We start from the raw sequence: 15,602 nt of genomic DNA, 5'->3' as shown, positions 1-15,602 counted from the left end.
CTCAGCAGGACGTGTAGCCGCAGGAGCCGCTGCACGTCGCGCCGCAGCTGCCCGAGCAGGTGCACTCGCACGGCTGCAGGCCCACGGCGTGCTCCCGCACGGTCCGCTCCTTGCGCGGCAGCGACCGCAGGTCACGCACACTCCGCCTGGTCATCGAAATCACCTCCCCCCACATCCGTCGGTTTCCGGTCACCCCGCGCGTCGTACGGGCGCGCGGGGAGTCTGTGGGCGGCCCGCCGCTCGGGGGCCAGCGCGGTGAGGAAGTCGCGGACGGCGGCGACGACCCGCTCGCCGGTCGCGCCGTGCGTGAGCTGGTGCCCGGCGCCGTCGATCTCCAGGTACGTCGGCCGGCGTCCCAGCTCGCACAGCAGCCGGTGCAGGCGGCGCGACTCGGCGACGGGGACGACGCCGTCCCGCGCGCCGTGCACCAGCAGGGTCGGGGCCCTCAGCCCGCCGGCGAGCCGCAGGACGTCCCGCTCACCCCACCCGTCGTCGACGCCGTCCCGGCCGGCGAGGTCGTCGATGAGCGCGCGGACCCCGGCGGAGCCCGCCCGGTGCAGCCGGCGCGCCGACGTGAACGCCGCGAGCGCGACGCAACCGCCGATCCGGTCACCGGCCACGGCCCCGGTCAGCAGGGCGAGGAACCCGCCGTAGCTGAGGCCGAGCACGGCCGGCGGCGGCAGGCCCCGCCGGTGCGCGGCCAGCCCGTCGAGCACCGCGAGGACGTCGGCGAGATCGGGGCCGCCCCACGCGCCGGCCACGGCGACCGCGTGCGACCGCCCGTACCCGGTGCTGCCGCGCTGGTTGGGCGCGAGCACCGCGACGCCGTCGGCGGCCAGGGAATGCAGCAGCGGGTCGTGGGTGTAGCTCCACCGGGCGTGCGGGCCGCCGTGCAGCGCGACGAGCAGGCGCTCGGCCCGCCGCCAGTCGGGGCCGCCGCCGTGGACGACGCCCTGCACCGGGCCGGCCGCGCCGTCGAGGGTCACCGTCCGGGCCGGGGCCGCGCCCGGGTGGTCGGCCAGGACCGGCGGCGGTCCCGCCGGGTCGAGGTGGACGGTCGCGTGCGGCACGGTCGGTGCGGACCACGGCAGCACGATCCCGTCGGCGGTCCAGGCGGCCGGCCCCCGCGGGCAGCCCGGCGGTGTGGCCAGCGGGCGCGTCGACCCGGCCGGCACGTCGTGGACGGTCAGTTCGGCGTGCGCCCCCCGTCGGCGGTGCAGCAGGACGTACCGGCCGGTGGGGTCCACCGCGAGCGGTTCGGCCCGCTCCTCGGCGGCCAGCTCCTCCGGGAACCAGGGGTCGCCGCCGGAGCCGGGCCGGGCGAAGCCGATCCACTCGGCGTCACCGGCGTTGGTGGTGGCCACCAGCAGGTCGTGGTCGGGGTCGGTCAGGGCCACCCGGTCGTCGGTGTCGGGGCCGACGTCCAGCAGGACGTCGGTGGCGCCGGTGCCCGGGTCCAACCCGAGGACCCGGGTCACCCCGGCCGGGTCGGTCCAGGTGAGCGCGAGACGCGGGCCGGGCAGCCAACCCTGCCCGCTGGTGAGGCCGGGCAGCGGCGCGCCGAACGGGACGAGGGAGCCGTCGGGCAGCAGCCACCAGAACCGGGTGACGGTGCCGTCGTACCCGATCAGGCAGGCCAGCGCGGTCGGCTCGCCGGGCGGGGGCGGCGCGAGGCGCACGGCGTGCTCGGGGCGGCGACACAGCTCCACGGTGGAGGGGCGCTCGGCGGGGCCTGCCTTCACGGCGGACGGGCGGCCGGGGCGGGCGTCGACGAGCAGCACCGTGGCGCCGGCGTCGTCGGGGCGTACCAGCAGCAGCCGGCCGTCGGGCAGCGGCAGGAGCTGGTCGTCGAGGTCGGCGGGGACGCCGGTCGGGCTCGGGGCCCACCCCGAGGCGGTCGGCCGCCAGGTCTCCACCGTGAGGCCGCCGCCGGGGTCGGCGCGCAGCGCGGCGGCGCTGCGGCCGTCGGCGGCGAAGGTGAAGCCGTACCGGGGGCGGGACCTCGTGGTCGTCGGGGGCGTGACGGTCACCGACATGCCGCCTCCTCGACGCGCGTCCCCGCCGGCCGGGCCGGCGCGGGCTCGTCCCGGGCGACCTCCGGGTCGGGGTGGAACAGGCGGGGGCCGCCGTGCCGCAGCCGGAGCAGGAAGGCCAGGTGGCCGGTGAGTCCCGCGCCGTACCCGCCGGTGACGGCGTGGTTCGACTCGTCGGGCAGCAGCGGTACGCCGTCGCGGTGCACCCGCATCGCCCACAGCCGCCCGGCCAGCGCCTCGGCCCACCGGGCGTACCGGGCGTCGCCGGTCGCCCGCGCCAGGTCGAGCAGGAAGTCGCCGTCGCCGGCCAGCCCGTGGCAGTACGCGGTGCCGGCCGCCCAGCGGGTCCGCATCACGGCGCGGGCGGCGGCCAGCGCGGCGTCGCGGTGCCGGGCGTCGCCGGTGCGGGCGTACAGCCGGCACAGGAAGGTGCCGACGCCGGAGGAGCCGTTGCACCAGTGCGTGCGGGCGTCGCCGGAGGTGGGGGTGCTGGGCCAGAAGGCGGCGTCGGCGTCGTACCGGGCGGCGGCGAGCAGGGTGTCGCCGCACCGCTCGGCGGCGGCGGTCAGCTCCGGCCGCCCCAGCCGGTGACCGGCGGCCAGGAGGAACGCGCCGATGCCGGCGGTGCCGTGGGCGAAGCCGTACGAGCGGTAGCCGGCCAGGTCGGAGTCGAAGCCCGGGTCGACGGTCCAGAGCATCGCTTCGCCGTCGTCCACCGTGGCGAGCAGGTGCTCGGCGGCGGCGGCGACCCGGTCGCGCAGCTCGGGTCGGCCGGTCTGCTCCCACAGGTGCAGCAGGCAGGTGCCCAGCCCGGCGACGCCGTGGGTGAGGTCCGGGCTGGGCCACACCACCGGCAGCCGCAGCGCCAGCTCGACCGCCCGCTCCACCAGGTGCGGCCGGCGCAGCACCCGGCCGGCGTCGCAGAGCGCCCAGGCGGTGCCGGCGAAGCCGAAGTGCATCCCGGGCAGCCGGTGCACGCCGCCGTCGAGGTGGCGCAGCAGCCGGTCGAGCAGGTCGTCGAGCAGCCGCGCCGCGACCTGGGACGCGTCGTGTTGGGGGGCGGCCTGCTCTTGCGCGGCCTGCCGGCGTGCTCCCGGGTCCGGCGCGTTCTGCTCGGGCGCGGCCCGCCGGGGCGCGCCCTGGGCCGCCGGTAGTTCCAGGAGTCGGGCCAGCACCGCGACGGTGCCCGCGACGCCGTGCTGCACGGTGCAGGGCTCGATCCGCCGGCCGAAGGCGGTCTCCGCCCACGGCCGCACGGCCGGGGAGGCGGGGCTCCCGGCGAGCCACCGGACGATGCCGTCGACCAGCTCCCGCCGGTGCCGCTCGGGGAACCGGGCCAGCCCGGCGGTGGCCTCGGCGCTGCTCGGCGTGGCCCACAGGTCCCGGTCGGGGCCGTCGAGGCCCGCCGCGCACAGGGTGAGCACCTCGTCCAGCCCGATCCGCTCGGCCGGCTCGGTGCGCAGCAGGCCGGTGACGATCCGGCGCAGCGGCTCCGGCACCGGCCGGGGGGCGAACGGCGGTTCCAGCACGGCGGCCACCCGTTGCCCGTACGAGCGGGTCGCCGGGACGTCGGGCAGCAGGTCGGGGTTCATCCGGCCGACCAGGTGCAGGGCCACCGCGCCGAGGCTGAACAGGTCGGCCCGGGGGTCCGGCGGGGCGCAGTCCAGTTGCTCGGGCGCGCTGACCCCGACCGTGCCCCCGCCGACCCCCAGGTACGACCACCCGCCCGGCTCGGGGCCGCGCAGCGCGGCGAGTTCCAGGTCGATCAGGCGGAGTTCCCCGTCGGGCAGCAGCATCACGTTGTTCGGCGACAGATCCCGGATCACCACCCCGGCGGCGTGCACGTCGCGCACGAGCCGGGCCAGCCGCTCCAGCACCCGCAGCAGCGCGTGGTAGCCCAGCCCGGTCGACCGGTCGTCGAGCGAGCCGTCCACCCCGTCGCGCAGGGAGCGGCCGGGCAGCAACTCCTCGACCAGGAACCGGTGTCCCTCCTGGACGAACTCGTCGTGCAGCCGCGGCACCACGCCCAGCGGCGCGAGGTGCCGCAGCAGCCGGGCCTCGTGGGCGAGCACGTCGCGGGCGTCGCGGCCGAGGGCGTCCGTGGCGACGTGCGGCCGGGCCTCCTTGAGCACCACGTCGACGCCGGTGCGCAGGTCCCGCGCCTCGTACACCCCACCCTTGTTGGCGTGCTGGAGCGCGGCGGTCACGACGTACCGGCCGTCGATCGTCACCTCCGCCGCCCCGGCTTGCTCCCCCGGGTCCTCCCCGGCGTCGTCGCCCGCGTCGCCCACCGGCCCGAACGGCGGCGGGGCCCAGGACGGCGGCCGGAACGTGCCGTCGCGCACGTCCTCGACCGGGTTGCCGTCCGGGTCGAGCACGCAGCGGCGGTGGTTCCCGTCGTGGCCGAGCACGGTGACGCCGTCGAACTCGCCGTACCGGTAGTGCACCAGGCCGCCCGGCCGGTACGGCTGGTCGGAGAGGATGGCCGGCCCGGGCAGCCCGGCGGTGGCCTCGTCCAGCCGCTCGACCAGCTCGCGGAACAGCTCGTCGGTCGCCGGGTACGCGGTGACGAACTTGCCGGCCCCGCCCGGGGCGGCGCGCAGCTCGTTGAGGTCGGCGAGCATCGGCACCGTCGCCACGAACTTGAAGGCCGTCCCGGTCTCCACCAGGATCGGGGCGCACGCGGCCAGCACCTGAGGTGCCGACACCACGGTCGCCGAGACGTGCAGCTTCCAGCCCTGCATCCGCCCCGACGGCACGGGCGGGGTGACCAGCGTCCAGCGGTCGCGCGGGTGCGCCGTCCAGCCCGCCCGGACGATCCGGGCCAGCAGGTCGGTGACCAGGGCGGCCGGCTCGGGCAGCGCCGCCCACCGCGCCTGACGGGCGTCGACCGCCCCGGCACCGGCCGGGTCTACCCGCTCACCCGAGTCGGCCTGCCCGGCCGACCGGCGCACGGGGCCGCCCTCGGCGGTCGGCTTCGGCTCGGTCGTCATGCGCCTTCCCTCCGGTGCCCCGCCGGCACACCTGGCCGCGCGGGAGATGTCGGTGCACCGGCCCGGCGCCCTCGGGGGCGAGGCGGAGGAGCGGTGCTGCCGACGAGACTGCCGACCGGGGGCATCGACCGGGCATCGTCCCGGCATCGACCGGGATCTCCCCCGCGCGGCTGATCATCCGGGGAACCGAACGATGCGAGCATGGGCTAGCGCCGGCCGACGGACCCACCGTCCCGGAGCCGGCCGTCCAGAGAGGAGCACTATGCGTCTGAATCGTGCGACGAGGTCGTTGACCCGCCTGCTCGCGCTCGCCCTCGGGGCCACCGCGCTGGTCGCGGCCCCGGCCGCCGCGTCGGCGGCCGCCCCGGCCCCGGTCGGGCAGCAGGCCGACGCGTCGACCACGTGGACCCCCGTGCCGGGGGCCCCGGAGGCGCCGTCCGGGCCCGGCACGGTGGTGTACGGGGGCGACCTGCACCTGTTCGCCCTCGGCGACAACGGCGACATCCGGGTCAACCGGTACACGCTGACGACGTCCGCGTGGTCCGGCTGGACCACCGTCCCCGGCACCGCCGGCGCGGAGTCCGCCCCCGCCGCCGCCGTCTACGGCGGCGACCTGCACCTGTTCACCCGGGGCGCCGACAGCCGGATCCGCACCAACCGGTACTCCGTGACGACGTCCGCGTGGTCCGGCTGGACCACCATCTCCGGCGCCGTCGCGAGGTCCGCCCCCGCCGCCACCGTCTACGGCGGCGACCTGCACCTGTTCACCCGGGGCGCCGACGACACGATCCGCACCAACCGGTACTCCCTGGCCACCGCCGCGTGGTCCGGCTGGAGCACCGTCCCCGGCACCGCCGGCGCGGACACCACCCCGGCCGCCGCGGTGTACGGCGGCTACCTGCACCTGTTCACCCGGGGCGCCGACGACCGGATCCGCACCAACCGGTACTCGGACCTCGCGTCCGAGTGGTCCGGCTGGAGCAGCATCCCCGGCGCCGTCGCGAAGTCCTCTCCCGCCGCCACCGTCTACGGCGGAGAACTTCACCTGTTCACCCGGGGCACCGAGAACACGATCCGCACCAACCGCTACACCGGGTCGGCCTGGACGGGCTGGACCGGCTTCCCCGGCCCGGCCGGAGTCCGGGGTGCCCCGGCCGCCACCGTCTACGGCGGGGAGATCCACCTGTTCGCCCGGGGCGCGCAGTACGGCGTCTACGAGCACCTGATCGGCCTGTAACCGACTCCGCTCCCGGGGTCGAACCGCCCGGCCGGGAACCTCCGGCCGGCTCCGGGTCCCCCCGGGCCGATCTGTGGCGGCCCGGGGGGACCCGGGGCGTCAGGCGTCGACGACCGCCGGGGCCAGGATGAGGTTTCCAGGACACCACACTGCGCGACGGATTGGTAACGTGACGGCGGCAGCACGGGCCGGTCGAGGTCGACATCCGTTCGGGAGGGTCACGCATGTGGTCGGACGAGGCCGCGCTGGACGAGGCCGCGCGCCGGCTCGACGACTGGGAGTCGTCCGTCGCGGCCCGAGCAGCCCGCGCCAAGGCCCTCTCCGCGCAGGTCCAGGCACTGACCGGCACGGCCGCCAGCCCCGACCGGAGGGTCCAGGTCACCGTCGACTCGTCGGGGTTACTGGTCGGCCTGCGGCTGGACGAGAGCACCCGGCAGAACTCGGCGGCGCAGACCGCCCGGCAGATCCTCGACACCACCCGTGACGCCCGCGCCAACCTCCTGAGGAAGGTCGCCGAGGTCGCCACTCTCACGTTCGACGTCGGCGACCCGACACCCTCGTTGCTCGTCGACTCGTACCGTCGCCGGCTCTGCCCCGACCAGGGCGCACCGGATGCCCGACGGTGACGGCATCCGGGTCGACCCCGCCGACCTGACCCGCCACGCCGCGCGCCTCGACCGCAGCGCCGGCAACCTCGACACGGCCCACCAGGCCGGCCGGCACGTCCGGTTGGGCGCGGACGCGTACGGGCAGCTCTGCGCCGTCATGCCACTGCTGCTCGAAGGGCTCCAGCAGACCCTCGTCCAGGGTGTGGACGCCGCCGCCGGCTCGGTGCGCGACACCGCCGGCAGGCTGCGCACCAGCGCCGACCGCTACCGGGCCTCCGATATTCGGGCCGAGCAGTCGCTACGGCGCGCACGGGGAGCGCCTTGACCGCCAATCCCCTCGTCGCCCCGGCCGCCGACACCCCGCCCGGCGCGTGGGCCGGCGTCTGGATCTGCGAGGACATCGAGCTAATCGCCCAGGGCGTACGCGACGGAAACTGGATCGACGGCACACTCGGCGTGGTCAGCGCGGGCCTGGACGCCCTCGCCTTCGTCTCCGATCCGGTCGGCGCGCTGCTCCAGTACGGCATCGCGTGGCTGATCGAGCACGTCAAGCCGCTCAGCGAGGCGCTGGACTGGCTCGCCGGCGATCCGGCGCAGATCACCGCCCACGCCCAGACCTGGCGCACCGTCGCCGCCTCCCTCCGCAAGGAGGCCGCCGAGCTGGCCGGCGCCGTCCGCGCCGACGTCGCCGGCTGGGGCGGCAGCGCCGGCCCCGCCTACCGTTCCTGGGCCGGCGAGCAGCGGCAGGCAATCACCGGCCTCGCCCAGGGCGCGGACACCCTCGCCGCCATCACCGAGGGAGCCGCCGGGCTGGTGGCCGCCGTCCGGCTGCTGGTCCGCGACGCCATCGCCGCCTGCGTCTCCCGGCTGATCGTGTACGCGACCGAACTGGTCGTCACCGGCGGGTTCGCCGCGCCCCTGGTGGTGGAGCAGGTCACGACGTTGGTGGCGTCGTGGGCGGCGCGGATCGCCCGGCTGCTGCGCGGGCTGCTGGCGAGCCTGCGGCGGTTGATGCCGCTGATCCGGCAGCTCGGCGAGCTGATCGAGAAGCTGAAGCAGGCGCTCCACCGGCTCGCTCGAATCAGCCCAACCGACCGGATGGGCACACGTCGCGACTGGGCAGATCCGCGAGTCCGGCCGAGGCCCCCGACGGCATGGCCGGACTCCCACCTCCCGGCCGGCGACCCGGTCTACTACACCGGCCACTCCACGGTGATCGGATACGACGCTCGCACGATGCGGAACATGCAGAAGTCCCTACCTCTCGACGGGCACCACGATGTCGTCGTCCATGGCACCGACCAGGGCTACTTCCTTCCCGGTAAGGTTTCGGCCGAGGGGGCGGACATGAACGGCAACCCGACCAGCGCAGTGCAAATTGCTGCGGCGTTGAAGGAGAACCCGGCCTACGACGGGGGGCCCGTCCGGCTGGTTTCCTGTTACTCGGGCACCGTTGATCCTGATGTCCTCCACGGCGTGCCGCTCGCACAACAGGTCGCCGACGAACTTGGCGTGACCGTGGTCGCCCCGACGAAGAGAGTGGGCACGGAACGATGGGCGGCGGAACCCGAGCCCCCAGTTGTCGAAGTTGGGGGCACCTGGGAGAGCTTCAGCCCGCGACCTGGAGGTCACCGATGAAGACAGCGGGGTTCTTCCAAGAACTCGGCCCGGACCCGGTCGAGGTCTACGCCGACAGCATCCATGCTCACCTGGCCTCAGAGCCGCTACCCGACATCGATCGCGTGATCCGGTATCTCCAAGACGGGCACGGCCTGATCGACGTGATGGGCGCGGAACCCGACGTCCTGGGCAGCGATCGACGCCTTGTTGGTGGCGCCTCGATCATGACCGACGGTGAATGGATCTGGCGCGACGACTTGGAGTTCTACGTGACCACCTACCGCGTACGGCTCCCTGATGACTTCCTCGCCTCCATCCGGGCGAACGGCTATCAGGTCCCTGACCTCCCGATCGAGGATCTTCGTGCGGCGGGCAAGGAAGCGATGCGCATTCTCGGCTACCATCGGCCTCCGGCACCATCGCCCCACTGACTCTCGCGGCCTCAATGGCGCAATCCGAGGCACCTCGATCAGCAGACCGGAGATGACCCCTCCGACCATTCTTGGCCAATGCCCTGACCCAGGTTCTTTGGGGCGACCCAGAAAGCGGAATTCTACACCATCGGCTACGAGATGGCCTGGCAGCTCGCTACGCAACTCCCGGGCCGGTAGCGCACCGAGCACTTCGATGGACTAAGAAGCCACCTGGCCCGTGATGGCAGATAGGAGAGACGTGAAACAAATTCAGCCATCGTGCGTCCGTTGCCGGACCACAGGTTTCATAGAAAAGTGATGGCCGGCATCATCGTGTTGAGGCCCGGGGTCGACTGGACGGCAACAGGAGGTCTGTTGCGCGCTGGTTGAGCTGAAAAGGTCCGGCCCATTTTTCTCCCCTGTGGGCGAACCCACTGGACGTTAGCGTTCCGACAGTGCGCGTCATGGCGCAATACGACTGTCACCCGACCTGACTGACCGGGTCCGCTGGCATCAGCAACGTCGACCCCGGCGAGCTGCCGATTTCGGGCAGCCAGGACGACGCTGGCCGCGCCAATCCGCTGCCTCGCTCCAACAGCCATCGGCCGCGGAGCGGTACGATCGCCCGCATGAGCGCAGAGGCGGTTGGCAGGTACATGCCCTCGGTCGTGACGCTCGACGACCTCACCGCGATGATGTCCGCGGATGCACACCACCGGTACGAGATCAGCCCCGAGGGAGTGCTCTCGATCATGCCGCCTCCGGGATATGCGCATGCGATCATCGCGACCCGGCTCATGGTGTGGCTCGCCCAGGGCGGCATTCCGGCGGACCGCATCGCCCAGGCCGTCGGCCTGCGCATTCCTGGTCGCCACGGCGGTGTCGGTGGTCGCATCCCGGACCTGGTCGTCTGGAGCAAGGCCCAATCCGACGCGGTCTGGCTGCCGGTCACCGACGTGCTCCTCGCCGTCGAGATCGTCTCCCCCGGCTCCGAGGGCGTGGACACGGTGACCAAACGCAACGAGTACGCCGCCGCCGGCATACCGCAATACTGGATGGTCGACCAGGATCCGGCGCAGACCATCACCATGAACCGCCTCGACGGCGACAGCTACACCGTCCGGGCGACCATGCCGCTCGCCTGGGTCCTCAACGCCACCCCGGCGGACCACGATCTCGACTGATTACGGGCATGCCGCGCACCAATGACCCGAGGTGCCGGCCGGATGCCCGCCGCGCCGCTACGCCGGTTCGACAGGCAACCAGAGCTCGCAGGTCGCGGCGCTGAAGTCGTCGCCGGGTCGGGCACCGCGCTGTTGCGGCACACCCGACAGAAGCGGCGCGGAAAGTGTCGGGTGATCGGGAGCGGAGTTCCCCACGATGGGGGCATGGATGACACGACGTTGGTATCCCGGTTCCTTCGCGACGGCTTCGTGAAGTTGGCGGGCGCCGTCGCACCGCGCGTGGCTGCGGACTGCGCGCGGCTCCTGTGGCGGGAGACGGGCTGCGACCCGGACGACCCGGCCACGTGGACCAAGCCCGTGCACTGGGTGCCCGGCCTGGCGCAGGGGCCGTTCGCCGCCGCACCCAACTCCCCGTTCCTCCATCACGCGTACGACCTGCTCGTCGGCGCGGGACGCTGGGAGCCGCGCTACTCGCTGGGCACGTTCCCGTTGCGCTTCCCGCACGAGGAGGAGCCGAACGACGCGGGCTGGCACATCGAGGGCGGCTACCTGCCGGAGGGTGAGAGCTGGTACTTCACGAATCTGCGCTCGCAGGGCCGGGCGCTGCTGATGCTGTTCCTGTTCACCGAGGTCGGCGCGGAGGACGCCCCGACCCGGATCCGGGTCGGCTCACACCTCGACGTGCCGAAGGTGCTGGAGAAGTACGGGGAGGACGGGGCGAGCGGGCTGGACCTCGCGCCCGAGTTGGTGGCGGCGTCCGACCACCGGCCACTCGCCCTGGCCACCGGGTCCCCGGGCGACGTCTTCCTGTGCCATCCGTTCCTGGTGCACGCGGCGCAACCGCACCACGGGACGCGACCGCGCTTCATGGCCCAGCCGCCGCTGATGTCGGCCGTGCCGTACGAACTGGAGCGGGCCGACGGTGCATACTCCCCTGTGGAAATCGCGATCCGTCGAGGTCTCGGGCAGGACACCCCCGCTCTGGAGGGGGCAGGCACCAGCGGCGGTGCCGGGTAGCCGCGCCGGGCGCAGCGGGCGACGTGTGAGTGGCTGATGTACGACCCGAAGGCGGTGCGGGCGCGCACCATCACGACGGTGCCGGCGAGGGGGCCGGTGACGGGCAGGAACTCGGGGGTCAGATCGACGTCGCCGGCCGCCCGGAGGCCGACGAGCCATCAACCCGTCCGGTACGCCGAGCGGCGCGCCCGCACCCTTCGGAGACAGCACGAGTGCCGTGAGGTGACCAACGTCGTGCAGGACGGCTTCCACGGCGGCGGGGCCCGTCGGGCTCCCCTGCCCCGCCAGCTTCCCGGCGACGTACGCGGCTTCGTCAATCGGGTGGAGGAGCCCGCCGCCGACGCCCCCGCCCCGGGGCGGCGGTGAGAAGAACGTAGCGCACCCGCGACGTGCCTGACAGTCAGGATGCGAGCAGGTCCAGGACGGTGCCGAAGATGAGGAAGAGGAACGCCAGCCATCTCAGCCAGATGAGCGGGCGGGGCTCGTGCAGGTCTCGTCCAACGGCCCGTTGCAGGCCGCCCACCAGCCGATGGGACAGGGTCGACATCGTCAGACGCACCCGCCACGACCAGGAGAGTGGCATGAGCAAAGCGCCGGGTACCGCAAACCTCATGTCCTCTCTGGCGATTCCGATAAAGAGAACGACCATCCCGATGGCCGAGCCGATGACCGCGCCGTAGCTGCCGATCTCCGCCTCAGCGGCCCGCTCGACGAGATGGCGCTCCTCCGGGGGACGCTGCGCCTCCACCAACTCGTCGATCCTGCGCCATACGTCCACCTGGAGTTTCCCGCACGTCGAGTTGCGCGGATCCGTGCAGGTGTGTTCGCGCATGACGTCCTCTATCACCTGCCGGTGGTGGGAGCGGTACGCCTCCAGGCTCAGACGGATTCCGTCAGGCACGCGAGTCGGCGACGCGGGCACCAGAACTACCCAGACCACCCCCGACGTGGGCCCAGTGGCGAAGCTTCTGTCGTGGAGGAAGTCCCGCCCGACCTCCTCGCGCAGGCGGACGATCTGGCGAAGCGCGCGGCGCTCGACGGAGCGGCGAGAGAACAGGCGCGACCAGCTTTGCAGGGCGTTGCCGCAGCGCCGGAACCAGGCGGGGCTGAGCAGATCGAGCACGACGACTCCGCCGGCGACAAGCTGGATGACCTTGCCCACCCGCCCCCAGATGAGCATGCTGTGTCCCCATACGACGACGTCGCTGGTCTGTTTCCCGTCCCACCACAGCCGCAGCACGTCGAGGATGTCGCTCACGTTGGCCTCTGACCGACGCCTAACATGCCGACATCGTCGCAACCCGGAGCAATGCCACGCGGCCGGCGAGCGCGACCTCGACCGACGCCGGCCGGCAGCTCAGCGTGACGCACTTCCCGCCCGGTACGCCCTGCCCCGCCCCCGACGCCCCGGCCCCGGCCACCAGGGCGTCGAGCGGGCCGCGCACGGGGAAAGGCCCCACGCCCCGCAAGCGGGGAATGGGGCCTTTCCGCGTCGCAGCGGCTCAGGACAGGAACTTGTCCAGGGCCGCCTCGATGGTGCCGCTGTCCGGCGCCGCGTACGACTTCATCGTGATCTTGTTGTACGAGATGAAGCTCGGGCAGCGGCTCGCCGGGGCGTTCACGGTGCCGCCGTCGCCGATCTTCTCGCCGGTCTTCGCCGCGTAGAACGTCATCTCGTAGCGAGACGAGATGTAGTTGACGGTGACGCTCTTACCGGAGCTGTCCTTGTACTGGCACGCCCTCGGCTCGCCCTCGCTGCCCTCGACGAACTTCAGGCAGGCCACCACGGACACCGACGTGAAGTCGGTCGTCTTGGCGTAGTACCGCTTGCTGGAGCTGATCCCCTTCGACGACCAGGACGACGTCCGCTCGGGCGCGTTCGAGAAGGCGTACGCCTTGGCGCCCGACGGGCCGTTGTAGGCGGCGGCGTTGAGGATCGGGCTGCCCTCGCAGACGTTGGACAGGTCGCTGGAGTACCGCGCGGTCATCGCGTTGTTGTTGTTCGGCTGCTCGTCGTCCGGCTCGTCCGACGTGCTCGGGCCGGGCTGGGGGGTGCCGTCGGTAGGCGCGGGGGCGGGGGCGGAGGCGGTGGCGACCGGCTTCGGGTCGTCGTCGTCGCCCATCACGGCGAAGGTGATGCCGACGCCGCAGAGCGCGAGGAGGACGACCACGGCGGCACCGATGGACAGCCCGATGACCAGGCCCCGGTTCTTCTTCTGGGGCGGCGGCGACGGGAAGGACGCACCGTACTGCGGGGGCTGGTACTGCCCCGGCTGGTCGTATCCGGGGTATCCGGCGGACTGCCCCTGCTGGTCGTACCCGGGGTATCCGGCGGACTGGGCCGGCGGCCCGCTCCACGGGGTGGCGTTCGGGTCCGGCTGCCCTCCGTACGGAGGAGGATTGTTGCTCATCTGAAGCCCTTATCGCTATTCGGCGGGTGCCAGGCACGGGATCACGATCAGGGTAATGAGGGGCACAAATCCTGGCCCCGTCGGTGATCCGCGGCGGGCCGCCGCCGAACACCTCACGTCACGGGCCATCACGCTGCGTCCCCGACGGCATGCGTCGCGGCCCGCCCGTCCCGGGCCCAGCGCAGCGTCCGAGCGCCGGATGCGGCCCCAGGGAAGGGAATCCGGCCCTGGGAGGCGGCGCGGAGGGGTTCCCGGGCCCGCCGGGGCCGGATGTGACGAAGTTAACCGGCTCGGTCGCGGTCGACGCGCCTCGTCGCCGGCCTTGACGGGCCGACCAGGGCCCCTCGGGCGGGGGTGGGCGTGGGGCCGGTCCGCCCCACGCCCACCGGCGGTCAGTGCATGACGACGGGGGCTGCGGGACGGCCGTCGCCCTGTTCGTCGTCGAGCAGGTGCGACCTCTCCCGCCGGCGCGGCAGGAGGAAGGCCGGGACGAACGTCAGCAGCATCAGCAGGAAGGCCACCCAGAACACCGCGCCGAACGAGTTCGCCACGAACTCCAGGCCCCGCTGGAGCAGGCCCGGGTCGACGGGGAACTGCTGGGCCAGCGCCGGGTCCCGCTCGACGGCGATGGCGAGGCCGGCCTCGGTGACCGGCGCGCCGGTGTTCGGGTCGATCGCGCCCGGGATGACCGGCGAGTCGTTCAGCTCGTTGGTCAGGATCACCGACATGATCGCCGAGCCAACCGAGCCGGCGATCTGCTGGAGGATGTTCAGCAGCGTCGAGCCGCGCGCCACCTCGTGGTTGGTGAGCGTCCGCAGCGCCGACGTCATCACCGGCATCATCGTGCCGCCCATGCCGAGGCCCATCACGAACAGCGAGCCGCACAGCAGCAGGTACGACGTGTCGGTGCCGACCTGCGTGAAGGTGAAGAAGCCCGCCGCGATCAGCACCAGCGCGAAGGGCACCGTGCGGCCCACGGGGATCTTGTCGGCCAGCATCCCGGCGATGGGCATGGTGACCATCGCGCCGATGCCCTGCGGCGCCATCAGCAGGCCCGCGTCGAGCGTCGACTCGCCGCGCACCTGGAGGAAGTAGCTCGGGAAGAGCAGGCCAGCGCCCATGAACGCGATCGTGAACACCGCCAGGGTCAGGGTGGCGACGGTGAGGTTGCGGTCGCGCAGCAGCCGCAGGTCGAGCAGCGGGTGCTTCGGCGTGAACGAGTACAGGACGAAGCCGACGACCAGCAGCCCGCCGCCCAGCATCGGCAGCCACACCCGCTCGTCGCTGAACGTGCCGGTCTCCGGCAGCGACGACACCCCGTACAGGAAGAGGGCCAGGCCCGGCGAGAGCATCAGCATGCCGACGAAGTCGAACGACTCGGACGGCTCGGGCCGGTCCCCCGGCAGCGCCCACTGCGCGTAGGCCAGGGCGACGGCGCCGATCGGCAGGTTGATCAGGAAGATCCAGTGCCAGCTCGCGACGTCGATCAGCCAGCCGCCGAGGATCGGGCCGCCGATCGGGCCGAGCAGCATCGGGATGCCCAGCACGGCCATCAGCCGGCCGATGCGCTCCGGCCCGGCCGCCCGGGTCATGATCGTCATGCCGAGCGGCATCAGCATGCCGCCGCCGAGGCCCTGCAGCACCCGGTAGGTGATGAGCTGGCCGATCGAGTCGGCGGTGGCGCAGAGGCCGGAGCCGAGGGTGAACAGGAGCAGCGCCGCCATGTAGAGCCGCTTCGTGCCGAAGCGGTCGGCGGCCCAGCCGGTCAGGGGGATGACCGTGGCCAGCGCCAGCGTGTAGCCGGTCATCGTCCAGGCCACCCTGGCGTACGAGGCGTCGAACTCGGCCTGGAAGGTGGGCAGCGCGACGCTGACCACCGTGACGTCGAGGATCGACATGATCGCACCGAGGACCACGACCCCGGCGACCTTGAGAACGGCAGCGTCGAGCCTGTTCGGCGCTGCCACGGGTTGACTACTCACACATATCTCCTGGTGGGCCGGCGGTTGACGCCGATCGCGCGCGTCGCACCGCGCACGCGCCTCGTCCGGTCATAAATCGGGCGGGGTCGTCGGCCGACGGCCCC

At 73.2% G+C, this 15,602-nt stretch carries 14 protein-coding genes; 8 read left to right on the top strand and 6 right to left on the bottom strand.

What is annotated here, in order from left to right; all coding sequences use genetic code 11:
• Position 1 precedes the first annotated feature (1 nt).
• From LPU43_RS21300 to lanL, 3 genes are read right to left on the bottom strand one after another with little or no spacing between them, the layout of a single operon-like run.
• A complete protein-coding gene (locus tag LPU43_RS21300) occupies positions 2-154 on the bottom strand; it encodes a hypothetical protein (RefSeq protein WP_229402263.1) in 153 nt (50 codons plus the stop codon).
• A complete protein-coding gene (locus tag LPU43_RS21295; protein ID WP_229402262.1) occupies positions 132-2,036 on the bottom strand; it encodes an alpha/beta hydrolase family protein in 1,905 nt (634 codons plus the stop codon). Before LPU43_RS21295 ends, LPU43_RS21300 begins: the two co-directional genes overlap by 23 nt.
• Positions 2,027-5,026 carry a class IV lanthionine synthetase LanL gene (lanL, locus tag LPU43_RS21290; RefSeq protein ID WP_229402261.1) on the bottom strand — a complete coding sequence of 1,000 codons (3,000 nt, stop codon included), beginning with the start codon at positions 5,024-5,026 and terminating at the stop codon, positions 2,027-2,029. The genes LPU43_RS21295 and lanL overlap by 10 nt, the downstream gene beginning before the upstream one ends.
• Before the next feature lie 262 nt (positions 5,027-5,288).
• Here lanL and LPU43_RS21285 point away from each other — a divergent pair, with 262 nt between their 5' ends.
• The 8 genes from LPU43_RS21285 (at position 5,289) to LPU43_RS21250 (ending at position 11,471) form a co-directional block, all read left to right on the top strand.
• Complete coding sequence (locus LPU43_RS21285) at positions 5,289-6,263, top strand: DUF8189 domain-containing protein (protein ID WP_229402260.1); 975 nt, start codon at positions 5,289-5,291, stop codon at positions 6,261-6,263.
• 224 nt (positions 6,264-6,487) lie between these two features.
• Positions 6,488-6,889: a YbaB/EbfC family nucleoid-associated protein gene (locus LPU43_RS21280; protein WP_229402259.1), complete on the top strand. Its 402-nt coding sequence runs from the start codon at positions 6,488-6,490 to the stop codon at positions 6,887-6,889.
• Positions 6,876-7,196, top strand: coding sequence for a type VII secretion target (locus tag LPU43_RS21275; RefSeq protein WP_229402258.1), 321 nt, complete (start codon positions 6,876-6,878; stop codon positions 7,194-7,196). Before LPU43_RS21280 ends, LPU43_RS21275 begins: the two co-directional genes overlap by 14 nt.
• Positions 7,193-8,509, top strand: coding sequence for a WXG100 family type VII secretion target (locus LPU43_RS21270; RefSeq protein WP_229402257.1), 1,317 nt, complete (start codon positions 7,193-7,195; stop codon positions 8,507-8,509). Before LPU43_RS21275 ends, LPU43_RS21270 begins: the two co-directional genes overlap by 4 nt.
• The gene (locus LPU43_RS21265; protein ID WP_229402256.1) at positions 8,506-8,922 is read left to right on the top strand and encodes a hypothetical protein; all 417 of its coding nucleotides are present in this window, start codon (positions 8,506-8,508) and stop codon (positions 8,920-8,922) included. The genes LPU43_RS21270 and LPU43_RS21265 overlap by 4 nt, the downstream gene beginning before the upstream one ends.
• Before the next feature lie 611 nt (positions 8,923-9,533).
• Entirely contained in the window at positions 9,534-10,088 is a 555-nt protein-coding gene (locus tag LPU43_RS21260) for a Uma2 family endonuclease (RefSeq protein WP_229402255.1), read from the top strand.
• 204 nt (positions 10,089-10,292) lie between these two features.
• The gene (locus LPU43_RS21255) at positions 10,293-11,105 is read left to right on the top strand and encodes a phytanoyl-CoA dioxygenase family protein (RefSeq protein WP_229402254.1); all 813 of its coding nucleotides are present in this window, start codon (positions 10,293-10,295) and stop codon (positions 11,103-11,105) included.
• A gap of 222 nt (positions 11,106-11,327) precedes the next feature.
• Entirely contained in the window at positions 11,328-11,471 is a 144-nt protein-coding gene (locus LPU43_RS21250) for a hypothetical protein (protein ID WP_229402253.1), read from the top strand.
• A 34-nt stretch (positions 11,472-11,505) separates the two neighbouring features.
• Here LPU43_RS21250 and LPU43_RS21245 read toward each other — a convergent pair whose 3' ends face one another.
• The 3 genes from LPU43_RS21245 to LPU43_RS21235 form a co-directional block, all read right to left on the bottom strand.
• Complete coding sequence (locus LPU43_RS21245; RefSeq protein WP_229402252.1) at positions 11,506-12,363, bottom strand: hypothetical protein; 858 nt, start codon at positions 12,361-12,363, stop codon at positions 11,506-11,508.
• A gap of 244 nt (positions 12,364-12,607) precedes the next feature.
• A complete protein-coding gene (locus LPU43_RS21240) occupies positions 12,608-13,516 on the bottom strand; it encodes a hypothetical protein (RefSeq protein WP_229402251.1) in 909 nt (302 codons plus the stop codon).
• A gap of 392 nt (positions 13,517-13,908) precedes the next feature.
• Entirely contained in the window at positions 13,909-15,498 is a 1,590-nt protein-coding gene (locus LPU43_RS21235) for a DHA2 family efflux MFS transporter permease subunit (RefSeq protein ID WP_229402250.1), read from the bottom strand.
• Positions 15,499-15,602: the final 104 nt, after the last annotated feature.

The sequence above is a fragment of the Micromonospora okii genome (assembly GCF_020884795.1).
Taxonomy (GTDB): Bacteria; Actinomycetota; Actinomycetes; order Mycobacteriales; family Micromonosporaceae; genus Micromonospora; species Micromonospora okii.
The sequence above is the reverse complement of the archived record's forward strand: the minus strand, read 5'-3'. Positions and strand labels throughout refer to the sequence as shown.

What these genes read in the sequence shown, in the direction of transcription:
- LPU43_RS21300 (WP_229402263.1), bottom strand. Translation starts at nt 154, where the DNA reads ATGACCAGGCGGAGTGTGCGTGACCTGCGGTCGCTGCCGCGCAAGGAG.
- LPU43_RS21295 (WP_229402262.1), bottom strand. Translation starts at nt 2,036, where the DNA reads ATGTCGGTGACCGTCACGCCCCCGACGACCACGAGGTCCCGCCCCCGG.
- lanL (WP_229402261.1), bottom strand. Translation starts at nt 5,026, where the DNA reads ATGACGACCGAGCCGAAGCCGACCGCCGAGGGCGGCCCCGTGCGCCGG.
- LPU43_RS21285 (WP_229402260.1), top strand. Translation starts at nt 5,289, where the DNA reads ATGCGTCTGAATCGTGCGACGAGGTCGTTGACCCGCCTGCTCGCGCTC.
- LPU43_RS21280 (WP_229402259.1), top strand. Translation starts at nt 6,488, where the DNA reads ATGTGGTCGGACGAGGCCGCGCTGGACGAGGCCGCGCGCCGGCTCGAC.
- LPU43_RS21275 (WP_229402258.1), top strand. Translation starts at nt 6,876, where the DNA reads ATGCCCGACGGTGACGGCATCCGGGTCGACCCCGCCGACCTGACCCGC.
- LPU43_RS21265 (WP_229402256.1), top strand. Translation starts at nt 8,506, where the DNA reads ATGAAGACAGCGGGGTTCTTCCAAGAACTCGGCCCGGACCCGGTCGAG.
- LPU43_RS21260 (WP_229402255.1), top strand. Translation starts at nt 9,534, where the DNA reads ATGAGCGCAGAGGCGGTTGGCAGGTACATGCCCTCGGTCGTGACGCTC.
- LPU43_RS21255 (WP_229402254.1), top strand. Translation starts at nt 10,293, where the DNA reads ATGGATGACACGACGTTGGTATCCCGGTTCCTTCGCGACGGCTTCGTG.
- LPU43_RS21240 (WP_229402251.1), bottom strand. Translation starts at nt 13,516, where the DNA reads ATGAGCAACAATCCTCCTCCGTACGGAGGGCAGCCGGACCCGAACGCC.